Source organism: Streptomyces rubellus (genome assembly GCF_036323805.1).
Lineage (GTDB): Bacteria > Actinomycetota > Actinomycetes > Streptomycetales > Streptomycetaceae > Streptomyces.
The window spans coordinates 1-14,931 of the sequence record NZ_JAZDCX010000029.1; the positions used below are offsets into that span (position 1 = coordinate 1).

The following is a 14,931-nucleotide window of genomic DNA, read 5'->3' on the forward strand; positions in this document are numbered from 1 at the left end:
CGCGGGTGGGTGGCGGCCGGCCGCGCCGCGCCGGTCTCAGGCGGCGGCGCGGCCGGCGGAGAAGGGGCCGTCGGCGAAGGCCAGGGCGGCGAAGCGCTCGCCGATGCGGCGGTGGGCGGCGGCGTCCGGGTGGAGCCCGTCGGGCAGCGGCAGCTCGGCGAAGTCGGCCTCGCCGTAGAGGTCGAGACCGTCGAGGTAGTGCAGATGGGGGTCCTCGGCCGCCCGCTGCCGCACGATCCGGGCCAGTTCCTCCCGGATGACGCGCAGGGTCAGCTTCCCGGCGGCGCGCTCGGCGGGATCGCCGGTGGCCCGGAACCGCAGCTTCCCCTCGCCGAGCGCGTCGAGATCGAAGGCGAGCGGGCCCGGGGTGTCCTCGTGGAGCGGGCAGTGGACGGGCGAGACGACCAGCAGCGGCGCGGTGGGATGGCCCTCGCGGAGGGTGTCGAGGAAGCCGTGTACGGCCGGGGTGAAGGCGCGCAGCCGCATCACGTCGCCGTTGACCAGGTTGATGCCGATCTTGACGCTGATCAGGTCGGCGGGGGTGTCGCGCATCGCGCGGGCGGTGAACGGGTCGAGCAGGGCACTGCCGCCCAGACCGAGGTTGACCAGCTCCACCCCGCCGCGGGCGGCGGCGAGCGCGGGCCAGGTGGCGGTGGGGCTCGCGGCGTCGGAGCCGTGGCTGATCGAACTGCCGTGGTGCAGCCACACCCGGCGGCCCCGGTCCGGCGCGGGCTCGACGGGGGCGTCGGTGCGCAGGGCGAGAAGCTCGGTGGTCTCGTTGTGCGGCAGCCAGATCTCGACGTCCTTGTCGCCGCCGGGCAGATCGGTGAAGCGCAGGGTGCCGGCCGGGCCGGGGCGGTGCTCGACGGCTCCGGTGGCCATGTCGACGGTCACGGTGTCGCCGCCGGAGACGGTGGCCTGGCCGGTCAGGCGGCCGTCGACGAGCAGGTCGTACACGCCGTCGGGGCGGGGCGGGGCGCCGGCGTAGACCCGCTTGGTGGGCCGGGTGTCCAGCTCGACGGCGGTGGCCCGGGTGCGGAAGGCCAGCCGTACGCCGGAGGGCTGGGACTCGGCCATGGCGAGCTGCCCGTCGGCGCACTGGGCGCGGGCCCTGGCGGGCAGCCGGTGCGGCAGCAGACCGTGCTCGGTGCGCTCCAGGTCGAGGGCGCCGCGCAGGAGTCCGGCGGTGATGGGCGTGGTGATCCAGTGGTGCTCGGGGTGCATGGTCCCAACCTGTCGATGAGGTGTCGGTCGCTGGGGGCGGGCCGCCCGGTCCCGTCCGCGCGGGGCCGGCGGGGTGCCGGTGCGGGTCAGGGCGCGGGCCAGTTCCGCAGCAGGGCGTCGAGGGCGTCCAGGATCCGTGTCCAGGTCTCCTGGGTGTCGGGCGCGCTGTGGCTGAACCCGCCGCCCAGTTCCAGGCTGACGTAGCCGTGGAAGACGCTGCCCAGCAGCCGGACCGCGTGCGTCTGGTCCGGTTCGGCCAGGTCGTAGCCGCGCAGGAGGGCCCGCGTCATCCGCGCGTGCCGGACGCCGGCGCTGGTGGCCGCCGTCTCGGGGTCGAGCCGGAGCTGGGCCGCGGCGTAGCGGCCGGGGTGCTCCCGGGCGTAGTCGCGGTAGACGTTCGCCAGGGCGGTCAGGGCGTCCTTGCCGGCCCGCCCGGCCAGGGCGTCGGCGGCCCGGTCGGCGAGCTCCTCCAGGGCGAGCAGGGCGATCCTGGTCCGCAGGTCATGGGAGCTTCTCAGGTGCGAGTACAGGCTCGCGACCTTGACGTCGAACCGTCTGGCGAGCGCCGAGACGGTCACCTGGTCGAAGCCGACCTCGTCGGCCAGTTCCGCTCCCGCCCGGGTCAGACGTTCCGCGGTCAGTCCCGCGCGTGTCATGGCCGTCCTCTCGTTCGCCTTACCTGATTATGCATTTACCTAAAAGTGTTAGGCAAATCGGTGTGACTCTTCGCCGGATCGTTTGTGGTTGTGGAGAGGAAGCAGAGACGGCCCGCGCCGAGCGGGGCCGGCGGGCCGCCACCGCGTCCTGCCGCCGAAACGCCGAGGCCCGGCGCTCGCGCGCCGGGCCGCAAACGTTTGCGGTCCGGGTGCCGGAGGCGACCGGGCATGAGCGCTCCCGCCGACTCCGGCGACCGGCTCCGGACCCTCGGGAGCGGGAAGGATCCCCTGGGCGCTCCGGCGGGCCGCGACGGCCGAGCCGCCCATGAACCCGGCGCAAGCCCTTGCTGCGGCGGAACCGGCTCGTTAGCTTCCGCTTTGTCGCTTCGGCCCTCGTGCGACGCGGGGGCCGTCCCCACAGGCGAGGGATGCACGCATGACACGGATACGGAGAAGGATCTCCGACGCCCTGACGACGGCGTTCTCGTCGGCCGGCCCGCGGCCCGGCGGCGGCGCGGCGACGGCCGACGCGCCGGACGCGCACCCGCCCGATGACACGGACACCGTCCCGGACACGCCCGGCTTCGAGTCACCGGGCGTCACCGGCGACGGCCTCCCGGCCTGCCACGAGCGGCTCAGAGCCGAGCTGACCTTCCCGCTCGCCTGGGGCACCTCCCCGATCCGCGACTTCCGCACCTGGCGCCAGGTCGCCCGCACCAAGGTGGAGGAGCACCTCTTCCAGCCGAGGGACGACACCCCCTTCCACGCGGAGGTGCTCGACGAGCGGGTGGCGGAGGGCGTCCGCCACCGGATCGTCCTGTTCAACGTGACCCGCTTCAGCCGGGTACGGGCGACGGTGCTGCTGCCGCGGGGGAGGGGGCCGTTCCCGGCAGTGCTCCTGCTGCACGACCACGGTTCGAGGTTCGACATCGGCAAGGAGAAACTCGTACGGCCCTGGTACGACGAGACGCGGCTGTCCTCGGCACGGGACTGGGCGGAGAAACGCTTCGGCGGGCGCTTCGTGGGCGACGAACTCGCCCGGCGGGGCTACGCGGTCCTCGCCGTCGACGCCCCGGGCTGGGGCGACCGCTGCGGCCTGGCCTACGAGGGGCAGCAGGCGCTGGCGGCCAACCTGTTCCACCTCGGCGCCTCACCGGCCGGCCTGCTGGCCCGCGAGGACGAGCGCGCGGCGGCCTTCCTCGCCCGTCTCCCCGAGGTGGACGGCGAGCGCGTCGCGGCGCTGGGCTTCTCGATGGGCGCCTACCGGGCCTGGCAGGTGGCCGCGCTCTCGGACCATGTCGGCGCGGCGGTGGCCGCCTGCTGGATGACGGGCCTGAAGGAGCTGACGGTGCCGGGGAGCAACACCCTGCGCGGCCAGTCCGCCTACTTCATGCTCCACCCCGGTCTCCCGCGCCATCTGGACATCCCCGACGTGGCGAGCATCGCCGCCCCCGGACCGATGCTGTTCCTGGCCGGGGAGCGGGACCCGCTGTTCACACCCGAGGGAGTGGAGACGGCGTACCGGAAGCTGCGCGCCGTCTGGCGCTCCCAGAACGCGGACGAGCGGCTGCGGACGGAGCTCTGGCCGGGCCTCGGCCATGTCTTCGCCGCGGCGATGCAGGACGCGGCGTTCGCCTGGCTGGACGAGTGGGTGGGCAGGACCGCCCCCGGCCCGGGACCGCGGCGGTGAGCAGGCGGGCGGAGGAGCCCGGGGAGTCCGGGGACTGCCCGGACTCCCCGGCGGGGCCCGGCGCGCGGGGAGGACGCCCGGGGCCCGGCACCGGTCCGCCCGTACCGCGCCGCGCTACGGGCGGGGGCCGACGGAGAACGCGTAGAACGTCCTGCTCGAGTCGGCCCCGCGGACCCGGGCGTAGCCGTTGCCCCAGTAGACCGTCCCGCCGGTGACCGCCGGGCCGGACATGGAGGCGCCCTCGCCCTCGAAGTCCCACAGCAGTTCGCCGGTGGCGGCGTCGAACGCGTACATGTGGTTGTTCAGGGACCCGGCGTACAGGACGCCGTTGGCCACGCTCACCGCCGCGATCGCGGTACCCCCGTGCGGTTCGGGCACCTGCCAGATCACCTCTCCGGTGGCCGGGTCGAGCGCGCCGAAGGAGCTGTGGTCGATGACCTCCCCGCTCGGCAGCTCGTGCTCCATGCCGTTCACGTTGCTCTCGGCGAAGTAGATGCGCTCACCGTCGCTCGCGGTGCCCCACTGGATCCCGCCCAGTTCCGAACCCGGGCCGACGGCCGAGCTCCACAGCACCTCGCCGGTGGTCGCGTCGAGCATCCAGTACTCGCCGCTCTTCTGCCCGGCGCCGACGGCCTTGCGCGCCTCGCCGTGCGCGCCGCCGGAGAGGGTGAACAGATGGGCGCCGTCGGCGAAGTCGTGGTCCGGGCCCGGGATCGGGCAGTTGTCCGGCGGGAAGCCCGGCAGGCAGTTGATGTTCCAGGAGTCGAAGCGGTCCTGACCGGTGGACCACTTGATCTCACCGGTCTTCATGTCCAGGGCGATGAAGGAGTTGATCCGGTTCTCCGGCGGCAGGCACTCGGACGGCTTGCCGCCCGCCTCCTGGCACTCGGTCACGCTCCGCGGGACGGTGTAGTTGTTGCCCGAGGTGACGTAGACCGTCCCGCTCTCCGGGTCGACCGCCGGGCTCCCGCTCCAGATCGCCGCGCCGCTGAAGCCGTCGGCCGGGTCCTCCTGCTCGGGGATGGCGTACGTCTTCCACAGCACCTCGCCGGTCCCGGCGTCGGCGGCCACCACGTTGCCCCGGAAGGTGCAGCACGGGTAGTCGGGGTCCGCCGCGGCGGGTTCCTCGTCGGAGGAGACGCTCTGGTACACCACTCCGCCGTACACCGTCGGCGACTGGGTGAGGATCGCGCGCGGGTGGTCGTCCACCGGGGTGCTCCAGCGCAGGTCGCCGGTGGCCGTGTCGACGGCGAGGAGCCGGGCGCCCTGCTGGGTGCCGAGGTAGACGGTGTCGCCGACGACGGCGGGGCTGCTGCGCGAGACGGCGCCCTCGATGCCGGTGTACTCGGCGACGCTGCGGGACCAGATCACTTCCCCGGTCTCCGCGTCGACCTTCCAGAACCTCCCGCCCCAGTCGGGGTAGTAGACCGCGCCGTCCACCACGGCGGGTGTCGCGGAGACGTCGCCCTCGGTGGTCGCGGTCCACTTCACCGCGAGGTCACCGGCGTTCGACGGCTTCAGGTGCCGCTCGAACGGGTTGGAGCGCGAGTTGGCGAGGTCGTGTCCGCCCATCGGCCACTGGTCCGGCCCGCCGGGGCGGCCGGGGTCGGCGGCGGTCGCCCCGTCCGGCGCGGTGTCCGGGGGCGCTGCGGCGGCGGCGGGCGAGCCCGCCGTACCGACCAGGACCGCCAGGAACAGGGACAGAGCCGGGGATAACAGGCACCTTTTGCGTCGCATGGTCACCGTCCTGCCCCCTCCGACGGGGGCGCGAGATACCGATACTGACGACTACTGACGACTACTGACGACTTCCGACGGCGGGGAAGCTAGTGCGGAAGGGGGGAGTCCACAACGGCCGGTCCGCCGGTCAAGGCGCGCCGCGGCCATTCCCGGCGGGCCGCGCCCGGGCGCTCCCGCCGCCGGGACCGCGGGCCGTGGACCAGCGCGGACCCCGCGGCGGTACGGAGGACGCCCGCCGTCCCCGCGCGCCGGGCATCCTGGCGGTGTGGCCGACACCCCGCCGTAACCCCGAAGCCGCCCGCCCGCCGCCGGGGCGTCACCCCCGGCGGCTCCCGCCCGTTCCGCCCCGCCCCGAAACTGGCCGGGTGCCGCCCGTCGCCGTACCGCGCCCGGTACGGCGACGGGCGGCACCCGGCCCTACGGGTGTCCCGTGACCAGAGCCGCACGGCCACCACGCGGTCGCCGCACAGCTCGCGCATGTCGTCCTCGTCGGAGGCGAAGACGGTGACCGGTCCGGGCTGCCGCAGGGCGACGGCGGCGTCGATGGCGTACTTGTGACCGTGCAGGCCCGTCTCCTTGAGCAGTTCGACGGCCCCCTTGGCGAGGTCTTCGGGCGCCGGCTCGATGTGGATGCGGGACAGTGCCCACTGCCAGGCGGGTTTGTGTCGTGTCGGGTCGTACGCCTCGATCATGGTCATGGAGGTGGTCATCACCCGGATGCCTTGACGTTCGGCTTTCTTGATCCGCAGACCCGTGCGACGGTCGCCGCGCACCCACTGGGACAGGCCCTCGCTGTCGAGCAGGTGGGCATGCTCTCTGACCGTGGTCATGCGGCATCCTGATCCAGGTGGGGTGCCTGTCCGGCATCGGCCTGTCGTTCGCGGGCCAGCTCGGCGTGTTTGCGCTCGATCTCCCGGTACTCGGCTTCGGCCTCGGCCATCAAAGATGAAAGATCACCCTATTGGGTGCGCCCTGTTGCCGACGCCCGTGTGGCGGCCGCGCCCCGGCCCGCTCCCGGACCCGTCGGACCCCGGCAGGACACACCTTCACCCGGCCGTTCACAGCTCCAGCAGCATCCCGTCCGCGGCCACCTCGGCGCCCGCCCGCTCCACGGCCCGCCGCTGCGGGGAGTCCTCCACCAGGACCGGGTTGGTGTTGTTGAGATGGGTGTACAGCCAGCGGGCGGACGGATACGCCGCGCGCCGCGCCAGGCTGTCGGAGATCGGCAGATGCCCCATGGCCAGGGCCGTGGGACCGGCGCCGGTCCGCTCGGTCATCTCGTCGTCGGTGAAGAACGAGCCGTCCAGCAGGACGCAGCCGGCCCCCTCGGCCGCCGCCGCGAGCGCGGGCGACCAGGCGGCCAGACACGGTGCGTAGACGAGCACCCCGCCGGTGCGGGGGTCGGTGAGGCGGTACGCCACCACCCAGTCGCCGGCGTCCGGCGCTCCGGCGGCGTACCGGGGCCGCTTGCGGCCCACGGGGACCGCCCGGACGGTCAGCCCGCCCGCCAGCTCCAGCTCCGTGTTCCCGACCGGGCTCCACCGGAAGCCGCCGTACGGGTCGATGACGCCGCGCACCGGCAGCGCCTCCAGCACGGCCGCCGTGCCGTGCACCGTGAAGTCCCGCGCCTCCCGCAGCGCGGCCAGCCCCAGGGTGTGGTCGAGCTCGGCGCTGGTGAGGAGGGCGCCGCGCAGGGGCGTCCGCCGCCGGGCCGGGCCGGGCACCAGCTCGGGCGCGGCGAGAATCTGGCTACGGATGTCCGGCGAGGCGTTGACCAGCCACCACGCCGTGCCGTCGCCGCTGACGGCGAGGCAGTCCTGGGTGCGCCCGGTGGCGGCGGCCCGTGCCGCGCCGCACACCTCGCAGGCGCAGTTCCACTGCGGCAGCCCGCCCCCGGCCGCCGTACCGAGCACCCGTACCCGCATGTCAGCCGCCACCGCCCGGACGGCGCGGCACCGGGCGACGGGCCCCGTCACCGGTGCGGGCCTCGGTGAGCGCCGCCGCCACCAGGCCGTGGTGCGGCGACAGTTCGCACACCGGGTCGGTGGCCGCCGCGTCGCCGGTGAGCTGGAACGCCTGGCAGCGGCAGCCGCCGAGGTCCTCCTCCTTCAGCGGGCAGCTCCGGCACGGCTCCCGCATCCACCCCGTGCCCCGGAAGCGGTCGAACGCCTCCGACCGGTACCAGGCGTCCGCCAGCGAACCGGTGCGCACACCGGGCGGCTCCAGGCCCGGGAGCTGCGCTGCGGCCAGACACGGCAGGACGTCGCCGTTCGGCGCGATCACGAACATCCGGCTGCCCCAACCCGCCATGCACGCCTTCGGCCGGGCCAGATGGTGGTCCGGGACGACGTAGACGATCTGCATCCGGTCGCCGTACCGCTCCCGGGCCTCGGCGGCGTCGCGCTCCGCGGTGGCGATCTGCTCCTCGGTGGGCATCAGCACCGCGCGGTTGCGCAGTCCCCAGCCGTAGTACTGGGTGTGCGCGAGTTCCAGGCGGTCGGCGCCCAGTTCCGCGGCCAGCCGGGTGATGTCGAGCAGCCGGGTGACGTTCCCGCGGTGCAGCACCGCGTTGACGGTCAGCGGCAGGCCCGCGGCGGTGACCGCGGCGGCCACCTCCGTCTTGCGCGTGTGCGCCGGCATGCCGGCGACGGCGTCGGCCGGACCGGCCACCGCGTCCTGGAAGGAGAGCTGGACGTGGTCCAGCCCGGCGGCGGCCAGCTCGGCCAGCCGCCCGGCGTCCATCGGGATGCCGCTGGTGACCAGGTTCGTGTAGGCGCCCAGCCGGTGCGCCTCGCCGACGAGGTCCGCCAGATCGCGGCGGAGCGCGGGCTCGCCGCCGGAGAAGTGCACCTGGAGCACTCCCAGGCTGCGGGCCTCGCCGAGCACGCGGAGCCAGTCGCCGGTGCCGAGCTCGTCGCGGTAGGGGCGCATGTCGACCGGGTTGGAGCAGTACGGGCAGTGCAGCGGGCACCGGTACGTCAGCTCGGCCACCATGCCGATCGGGGCCGGATCCGGCGGTGGGTCCGGCGGCGGCCCGCCCGCCGGGGCGCCCGCTCCGGCGGGCGGAGCGACCGGTACGGGCGCCGGCGGGTCGAAGTCCACCAGGTGCCGGCCGGCGACCTCCGCCACCACCGCCGCGACGTCCCCGGCGGCGACCCCGTCGTACTCGGCGGCCAGATCACCGGCGATGGCGTCGACCGTCCGGGTGCCGTCGCACCGGGTGAGCACCGCGGCGGCCGACTCGTTGAGCAGCAGCACGCCCTCGGGGTAGAGCAGCGCCGGCCGGCCGCGCACCCCGTCGTACGCCAGGCGCACCCCGCGGCCCAGCGCCGGGCGGCCGCCGGGCGGGACCGGCACCGGCGGCGTCACCGTACGCCCGCCGGCCGGCCCGCCGCGTACTCGACGGCGTCCAGCACGCCGCGCAGCACGTCGCACTTGAAGCCGAGCGCGGCGACGGCGCGGTCCTGCTGCTCGCGGGTGGCGCAGTGGTCCAGCACCAGGCCGAGGGTGTACTCGGCGTCCCCCTCCACCACCGGGATCCGGGTGGCGAAGTAGGCGTAGCCCTCGGGTTTGATCCAGGGGTAGTGGCGCTGCCAGGCGGCGATCCGGTCCGCCATGTGGCCGGGGGCGAACAGTTCCGTCAGACCGGCCGCGACGCCCTCGATCCACGGCCGCGTCCGGCAGAAGTGGACGTAGGAGTCGACGGCGAACCGCACCCCGGGCAGTACGTGCCGCTCCTCGCGGACCTCCTCCCGGGACAGGCCGACGGCCTCGGCGAGGACGAGCCAGTCCTCCAGCCCGCCCTCACCGTCGTCGCGGCCGTCCTGGAACAGGATGCGTTCCGCCCACCGCCGCCGCACCGCGGGAAGCGGGCAGTTGGCGATGATCGCCCCGTTCTTCTGTGACAGGCACCGCTGGTAGTACCAGCGGTTGGCGACCCAGGAGCGGACCTCGTCCTGGGTGCACCGGCCCTCGTGCAGCCGGAGCTGGAACGGGTGGGTGTCCCAGTACCGCACGGACAGCCCGCGCAGGGCCGCCGTGAAGCCGGCCCGGGTCAGCGCTTCGGCCACGCGGGACGGGCCCCGGCGTAGGCGGTCACCTCGGCGCGCACCTCGCGGCACTCGACCACCGGGGGCTGCCAGGTGCGGCGGGCGGTGGCGGGCGGCGGCGCGGTGGCCGGCTTCTCGGTGCTCACGGGGATGTTCATGGGGGTCACCTTCCGATGCTCGGCGGAGTTCTCCGCACGCCGGTGGATCCGGAATACGGAAACCGTTGCGGGTTTGACGGAGTCAGCTGCGCGTCAAGCGTTCGGCACGTGCCGAATGGGAACGTATGTTTCCGCTGATCCACCGTCAAGGTCGAGAATCGGCCGCCGGGCGCCGGGGCTTCCCGGCCGGGCGGCGGGCGCCCTCCGGGCCTGCCCGGCCTACTTGGACTCGATCCGTCCGAGCGGGTCCGGGTCGGCCGCCAGCGCCTCGCGGGCCGTCCGCCAGGCGGGGTCCCCGGGGTGGAGCGCGCTGCGGAGGTAGGCCCAGGTGAGCCGCTGGACCACGGCCACCCGCTCGGGGTTCTCGTCCGTGGTCTCGGCGACGTCGTAGCCGGAGACGCCGCCGAGCCCGTGCTCCGCGCCGAACAGGGTGAGCAGGGACTTGGGACCGGGGGAGAGGACGTACGGGTCGGCGTGCCAGTCCGGGCCGCTGACCGTCAGATGGGCGGAGGCGTCCTTGTCGCCGGCGACCACGAGCGTGGGGGCCGTCATCGTGGAGAAGTCGGTGCTCAGGAGGAAGGGACAGCTCTCGGCCATGGCCGGGACGAGGGCGTCGCCGCCCCTGCCGGTCGAGGCGAGCAGCACACCCGCCGTGATCCGGGGCTCGGTGAGGTCGACTTCCGTTCCGTCGTGCGGATCGGTGAGCCGGGCGCCCAGCAGCAGGCTCGCGGTGTGCCCGCCCATCGAGTGCCCGGCCACGGCGATCCTGCCGTGGTCCAGGCGCCCGGCGAGCCCGGGGACGGCGGCCTCGATCTCGTCGAGCCGGTCGAGGACGCGCCTCATGTCCTCGGCCCGTGACCGCCAGTGCTGCGGCGCACCGGCGGCGCCGGTGGCCGGGACGAGCGTCCTCAGCGTCGCCGAGTCCAGATGGGTGGGCTGGATCACGACGAAGCCGTGCGCCGCCCAGAAGTCGGCGAGCGGGGCGTAACCGTGCAGCGAGGAGAGGTGGTTGGAGAGCCCCAGCCCGTGGGAGAGGAGGACGACGGGCAGGCCGCTCCCGGCCACGGGTGCGGAGACCTTCACCTCCAGGTCCACGGCGCGGTCGGGGGCCGGCAGCACCACCGGGCCGACCGAGAGGACGGGAGTGGGCGCACCGGCGGTGCCGGCTGCGGGAGTCGATTCGCTCATGGTGAGTGCTTTCCTTCGAGGAGTTTCCGCCACCGGCTCCACCAGGGCGGCAACCGGACGGAGGTCGGACGGCAGTCGGCCGGGACCGGCGGCGGACGGGGCGGTCGGGAACGCCCGGTTTCGGCCGCGCCGAAAGCGGAACGTCGTTCCGATCAACATACGGATCAGTGTTCCGTTTTGTCAAAGGGTGTCGGCGGGGCGGCGCGGCACCCGCCGCGGGCCGGGAGAACAGGGGGTGCCGGAACGAGAACCGGCGCTGGGCCGCCCGTGTGCGCGAGAGCGCTCTGATCTGGCCTCAAGCGGTGGTGCATACGGCGATTCACGCGGGGGCGGAGCCCGCGGCGGCCGGGACGGCCACCGGCCGCGGGGAGGCCCGGGGCGCCGGCCGGGTCCCTGCCCCGGCGGTCCGGAAGGAGGCGCGGGAACCGTCCCGCCGACCGGCGGTCGGCGGGCACGTCAAGGGCGCGTCAGCGGGGCGGGAGCGACACGGGAGGGCGCGGGAAGCTCACAGCCGGGTGGCCGTGCGGACCAGCTTGGCGAGGGCGAGGGAGCGGCTGTGCGCGGGCCAGGCGATGTGGGTGACGACGGGGCGCGCGTCGGTCAGGGGGACGGCGGTGTGCTCGGCCCACAGCCAGGCGCGGGCGGACTCGGGGAAGACCGCCACGGTGCGGCCGAGCGCGATCAGCTGGGCGAGCTGTGTCTGGTCGTGGATCTCGGGACCCGGCCCGGGCGGATACGTGCCGTTGCGCGCCCAGCGGGCGAGCGGAAGATCGGGGATGTCGGTGACGTCGGCCAGGGACAGGGCCCGGTGCGCGGCGAGCGGGTGCCCGGCGGGCAGGATGGCGATCTGCCCCTCGGTGGCCAGCTCCTCGCTGTCGAACCCGGCGAGGGAGTTGAACGGCTTGTGCATGAGCGCCACGTCGGCGCGGCCGTCGCGCAGCATCTCCCCCTGCTCGCACGTGCCGCTCGGCAGCACCTCGACCTCGGCGGCGCCGGGCTCGGCCGCGTAGGCGTCGAGCAGCTTGTGCAGCAACTCGTGGGACGCGCCGGCCTTCACCGCCAGCACCAGGCGTTCCCGGGGGCCGCCCGGACCGCCGGCGCCACCGGCGCGCCGGGTGCGGCGGACGGCGGCGGTGACCGCGTCGAGGGCCGCGCGGCCCTCGCTCAGCAGCACCTCCCCGGCGCCGGTCAGGGCGACACCGCGGCGGTCGCGTTCCAGCAGGGTGACGCCGAGGCGCCGCTCGAGCTGCCGGATCGCCCGGGACAGCGGTGGCTGGGCCATGCCGAGGCGTTCGGCGGCGCGGCCGAAGTGCAGCTCCTCGGCGACGGCCACGAAGTACCTCAGCTCGCGGGTCTCCACGGTGTCCATGTCACCAGCGTACGTCGGTGATACCCGCGGGGTATGACAGAGCGCCGTACCGGTATTGGATGCGCACCCGGTCCGCGGGCGAGCATCGACGGCATGGGCGAAACGCGGATCGCGCCGGTGACGAACGGCGGACCGAGTGACAAGCAGCCCTCCGCGGTATCCGGTTCAGCAGGAAAGGCACAGCCATGAACACCCCCTCCGCATCGCTGCCCGGCGGCACCTGGACCCTGGGCGGTCTGACCGTCACCCGCTTCGGCTACGGCGCCATGCAGCTCGCCGGCCCCGGGGTCATGGGCCCGCCCGCCGACCGCGACGGCGCGCTCGCCGTGCTGCGCGAGGCCGTCGCACTCGGGATCACCCATATCGACACCGCCGGTGTGTACGGGCCACGGGTCACCAACCAGCTGATCCGGGAGGCGCTGCGCCCCTACCCCGAATCGCTGCACATCGTGACCAAGGTCGGCGCCGAGCGCGACCAGCAGGGCGGCTGGCCCCCGGCCCGCAAGCCCGAGGACCTGCGGCGCGCCGTCCACGAGAACCTGGCGGACCTCGGCCTCGACGTGCTCGACGTGGTCAACCTCCGGCTCGGCGACGCCCAGGGTCCCCAGCCCGGCTCGCTCGCCGAGCCCTTCGAGGCCCTCGTCGAACTCCAGCGGCAGGGCCTGATCCGGCACCTCGGGGTGAGCAACGCGACGGCGGAACAGGTCGCCGAGGCGCAGCAGATCGCGCCGATCGTGTGCGTGCAGAACATGTACAACCTCGCCCACCGCCAGGACGACGGGCTGATCGACGAACTCGCCGGCAAGGGCATCGCCTACGTGCCCTTCTTCCCGCTCGGCGGCTTCACCCCGCTGCAGTCCACGGCCCTGTCCGCCGTGGCCGACCGGCTGGACGCGACGCCGATGTCGGTCGCCCTGGCCTGGCTGCTGCGGCGGTCGCCGAACATCCTGCTCATCCCCGGGACCTCGTCGGTGGCGCACCTGCGCGAGAACGCCGCGGGAGCGGGACTCCAGCTCTCCGACGAGGACCTCGCCGAGCTGGACGAGATCGGCCGCTAGCGGGACGCGGCCCGGTCCCGCGGCCGCCCCGGCGCCGAGCAAGCGAGCAAGCGGCAGGCGGGCGGTCCGGGCCCGGCCGCACGACGCGCCGCCGACGAGGGGGCCTGCCGCCGCGCCTCCGGCCGCCGCCCGCTCCCGCTCCCGCACCGGCGGACCGCCGTCAGCCGTGTACGGCCCCGTCGCCGTGGCCGGTGACACCGCCGGTGACGCGGAGCGCGCCGCCGGTGTCCAGACCCAGGCGGGCGGCCAGGGCGAGGGCGTCCTCGAAGGTCACGCCGTCCCCGGCCGGGTCCCCGGCCAGCCGGACGGCGGCCAGGGCGGGCGGGACCGCGCGGCGGTCGAGCAGCGCGTCCCACTGCCGCCGGGCGAGGGCGAGGTAGCGCAGCCCCGCCAGACCGGCCAGGACGGCCAGGTCAGGGGTCTCGGCCCCGGAGAGGTCGAGACCGTGCAGGTGGGGGACGGTGCTCAGCGGGGTGAGGTCGACCGGGGCGGTGGTGCGCAGGGTGAGGGCGGCGAGCCGGGGGTGCCCCGCGAGCGGGGTGAGATCGCCGCCGTCGAGGGCGGCCCGGAGGGACTCGACGGGCAGGCCGCGCACGGGCGACAGGTCGGCGGTGGTGGAGCGGTTGAGGTTCAGCAGGCGCAGGCCGGGCGCGGCGGTGAGCGGGCCGAGGCCGACGAGGCCGGCGGCGTCGTTGATGTGGATGGCCTGGAGGGTGGGCGGGACCTCCGCCGGGATGCCGCCGACGATCTCCCGGGTGCCCGGGGCGCGGGCGGGCCCGCCCAGGAAGATGCGGCCGTCCTCCTCCTCGTAGGAGCCGTGCTCCAGCAGCTCCAGATGCTGCCGGAGCAGGGAGGAGACGGAGTCGGCGACGTACTCGGGGCCTTCGTCGTGGTCGCGGCCGGTGGCGATGACCTGGCCGGGCCGCCCGTCGCGGGCGGGGGCCGTGTCCACGGCGAGGTGGTTGCCGCCCCCGTCGGCGGCGAACCGGATCCAGCCGGGGTGGTCTCCGCAGCGGCGGACGGTGTCGGCGGGCGTGGCGTCGAAGACCACCGCGTTCCACTCCAGGTCCCAGCCGAGCCAGGGGCGGTCCTGCCACTCGCGCCACTCGGTGTTCTCGGCGACCAGGCTCTCCAGGGACAGCCAGGCGTGGCCCCCGATGAGATGGCGGTGCCGGTGCCCGATGCCGTCCCCGTCGGCGATCAGGTACAGCGCCCGCAGATCGGCGGGCAGCGGGCGGCCGATGCGGCGTTCGGCCTCGTCGAGCGCCGCGGTGGTGGCGGGCGGGGGCAGCTCCTCGGGGTGGCCGAGGACGGCGGCGCGCCGTTCGAGGTACGCGCGGAACCTCGTCGCGGCCGACTCCGGGTCACCGGCCGGGGCGGCGGTGCCCGCCGCCTGCCGCAGCCCGGGCTGCGGCAGGCGGTAACCGGGAGCCAGGACGATCTCGTACCCGCCGCCCTGCCCGGACACGCGGCCGACGGCGTCCGTGAACACGGTGAGCCGGTACTCACCAGAGGACCGGCAGTCCATCTCCCAGCTGACGGGCTCCCAGCCGCGGTCCTCGCGCACCGCCTCCGCGAGCTCCTTCAGCAGGGAGTGCATGTCGGACGGCAGTGCGGAGGCGCGGACACCGGGGACCGTGTAGCCGCCGGTCATGCTGCTTCCGCCGCCGCCCGCCCGGCCCGAGAGGACGGCACGTGCCCAGCCCTCCGGCGCGTCGGTGACGGTCTTCCCGGCCATGCGGCGGGCCACCTGCTCGACCATGTGCTGCTGCTCCCCGTCGTGTCGGCGACACCGGCCA

At 74.8% G+C, this 14,931-nt stretch carries 13 protein-coding genes; 2 read left to right on the forward strand and 11 right to left on the reverse strand.

The window, feature by feature from the left end:
* Nucleotides 1-36: 36 nt before the first annotated feature.
* Both V1L54_RS25965 and V1L54_RS25970 read right to left on the reverse strand, forming a co-directional pair.
* A complete protein-coding gene (locus V1L54_RS25965; RefSeq protein WP_330120569.1) occupies nucleotides 37-1,224 on the reverse strand; it encodes a GDSL-type esterase/lipase family protein in 1,188 nt (395 codons plus the stop codon).
* An 86-nt stretch (nucleotides 1,225-1,310) separates the two neighbouring features.
* A complete protein-coding gene (locus tag V1L54_RS25970; RefSeq protein WP_330120570.1) occupies nucleotides 1,311-1,880 on the reverse strand; it encodes a TetR/AcrR family transcriptional regulator in 570 nt (189 codons plus the stop codon).
* A gap of 436 nt (nucleotides 1,881-2,316) precedes the next feature.
* On the opposite strand from V1L54_RS25970, the gene V1L54_RS25975 reads away from it, so the two are divergent.
* Nucleotides 2,317-3,570: a dienelactone hydrolase family protein gene (locus tag V1L54_RS25975; protein ID WP_330120571.1), complete on the forward strand. Its 1,254-nt coding sequence runs from the start codon at nucleotides 2,317-2,319 to the stop codon at nucleotides 3,568-3,570.
* Nucleotides 3,571-3,684: 114 nt separating this feature from the next.
* Here V1L54_RS25975 and V1L54_RS25980 read toward each other — a convergent pair whose 3' ends face one another.
* The 8 genes from V1L54_RS25980 to V1L54_RS26015 form a co-directional block, all read right to left on the reverse strand.
* Nucleotides 3,685-5,307, reverse strand: coding sequence for an outer membrane protein assembly factor BamB family protein (locus V1L54_RS25980; RefSeq protein ID WP_330120572.1), 1,623 nt, complete (start codon nucleotides 5,305-5,307; stop codon nucleotides 3,685-3,687).
* Nucleotides 5,308-5,396: 89 nt separating this feature from the next.
* The gene (locus V1L54_RS25985; RefSeq protein WP_330120573.1) at nucleotides 5,397-6,140 is read right to left on the reverse strand and encodes a hypothetical protein; all 744 of its coding nucleotides are present in this window, start codon (nucleotides 6,138-6,140) and stop codon (nucleotides 5,397-5,399) included.
* Nucleotides 6,141-6,368: 228 nt separating this feature from the next.
* The gene (gene pqqB / locus V1L54_RS25990) at nucleotides 6,369-7,247 is read right to left on the reverse strand and encodes a pyrroloquinoline quinone biosynthesis protein PqqB (protein ID WP_330120574.1); all 879 of its coding nucleotides are present in this window, start codon (nucleotides 7,245-7,247) and stop codon (nucleotides 6,369-6,371) included.
* Nucleotides 7,237-8,667 (reverse strand): pyrroloquinoline quinone biosynthesis protein PqqE, encoded by a 1,431-nt coding sequence (pqqE, locus tag V1L54_RS25995; RefSeq protein WP_330120575.1) that lies wholly within the window; start codon nucleotides 8,665-8,667, stop codon nucleotides 7,237-7,239. The genes pqqB and pqqE overlap by 11 nt, the downstream gene beginning before the upstream one ends.
* Nucleotides 8,668-8,675: 8 nt before the next feature.
* Nucleotides 8,676-9,380 carry a pyrroloquinoline-quinone synthase PqqC gene (pqqC, locus tag V1L54_RS26000; protein WP_330120576.1) on the reverse strand — a complete coding sequence of 235 codons (705 nt, stop codon included), beginning with the start codon at nucleotides 9,378-9,380 and terminating at the stop codon, nucleotides 8,676-8,678.
* Nucleotides 9,365-9,517, reverse strand: coding sequence for a hypothetical protein (locus V1L54_RS26005; protein WP_330120577.1), 153 nt, complete (start codon nucleotides 9,515-9,517; stop codon nucleotides 9,365-9,367). The genes pqqC and V1L54_RS26005 overlap by 16 nt, the downstream gene beginning before the upstream one ends.
* 219 nt (nucleotides 9,518-9,736) lie before the next feature.
* Nucleotides 9,737-10,705, reverse strand: coding sequence for an alpha/beta hydrolase family protein (locus V1L54_RS26010; protein WP_330120578.1), 969 nt, complete (start codon nucleotides 10,703-10,705; stop codon nucleotides 9,737-9,739).
* Between the two features lie 505 nt (nucleotides 10,706-11,210).
* Nucleotides 11,211-12,074, reverse strand: a complete 864-nt coding sequence (locus V1L54_RS26015; RefSeq protein ID WP_330120579.1) for a LysR family transcriptional regulator — start codon at nucleotides 12,072-12,074, stop codon at nucleotides 11,211-11,213.
* A gap of 185 nt (nucleotides 12,075-12,259) precedes the next feature.
* On the opposite strand from V1L54_RS26015, the gene V1L54_RS26020 reads away from it, so the two are divergent.
* Nucleotides 12,260-13,132 (forward strand): aldo/keto reductase family oxidoreductase, encoded by an 873-nt coding sequence (locus V1L54_RS26020; protein ID WP_330120580.1) that lies wholly within the window; start codon nucleotides 12,260-12,262, stop codon nucleotides 13,130-13,132.
* Between the two features lie 160 nt (nucleotides 13,133-13,292).
* Here the strand turns inward: V1L54_RS26020 and V1L54_RS26025 are convergent, their stop codons facing one another.
* Entirely contained in the window at nucleotides 13,293-14,894 is a 1,602-nt protein-coding gene (locus V1L54_RS26025; RefSeq protein ID WP_330120581.1) for an SMI1/KNR4 family protein, read from the reverse strand.
* Between the last annotated feature and the right edge of the window lie 37 nt (nucleotides 14,895-14,931).

What these genes read in the sequence shown, in the direction of transcription:
- V1L54_RS25965 (WP_330120569.1), bottom strand. Translation starts at nt 1,224, where the DNA reads ATGCACCCCGAGCACCACTGGATCACCACGCCCATCACCGCCGGACTC.
- V1L54_RS25970 (WP_330120570.1), bottom strand. Translation starts at nt 1,880, where the DNA reads ATGACACGCGCGGGACTGACCGCGGAACGTCTGACCCGGGCGGGAGCG.
- V1L54_RS25975 (WP_330120571.1), top strand. Translation starts at nt 2,317, where the DNA reads ATGACACGGATACGGAGAAGGATCTCCGACGCCCTGACGACGGCGTTC.
- V1L54_RS25980 (WP_330120572.1), bottom strand. Translation starts at nt 5,307, where the DNA reads ATGCGACGCAAAAGGTGCCTGTTATCCCCGGCTCTGTCCCTGTTCCTG.
- V1L54_RS25985 (WP_330120573.1), bottom strand. Translation starts at nt 6,140, where the DNA reads ATGACCACGGTCAGAGAGCATGCCCACCTGCTCGACAGCGAGGGCCTG.
- V1L54_RS26005 (WP_330120577.1), bottom strand. Translation starts at nt 9,517, where the DNA reads ATGAACATCCCCGTGAGCACCGAGAAGCCGGCCACCGCGCCGCCGCCC.
- V1L54_RS26010 (WP_330120578.1), bottom strand. Translation starts at nt 10,705, where the DNA reads ATGAGCGAATCGACTCCCGCAGCCGGCACCGCCGGTGCGCCCACTCCC.
- V1L54_RS26015 (WP_330120579.1), bottom strand. Translation starts at nt 12,074, where the DNA reads ATGGACACCGTGGAGACCCGCGAGCTGAGGTACTTCGTGGCCGTCGCC.
- V1L54_RS26020 (WP_330120580.1), top strand. Translation starts at nt 12,260, where the DNA reads ATGAACACCCCCTCCGCATCGCTGCCCGGCGGCACCTGGACCCTGGGC.
- V1L54_RS26025 (WP_330120581.1), bottom strand. Translation starts at nt 14,894, where the DNA reads ATGGTCGAGCAGGTGGCCCGCCGCATGGCCGGGAAGACCGTCACCGAC.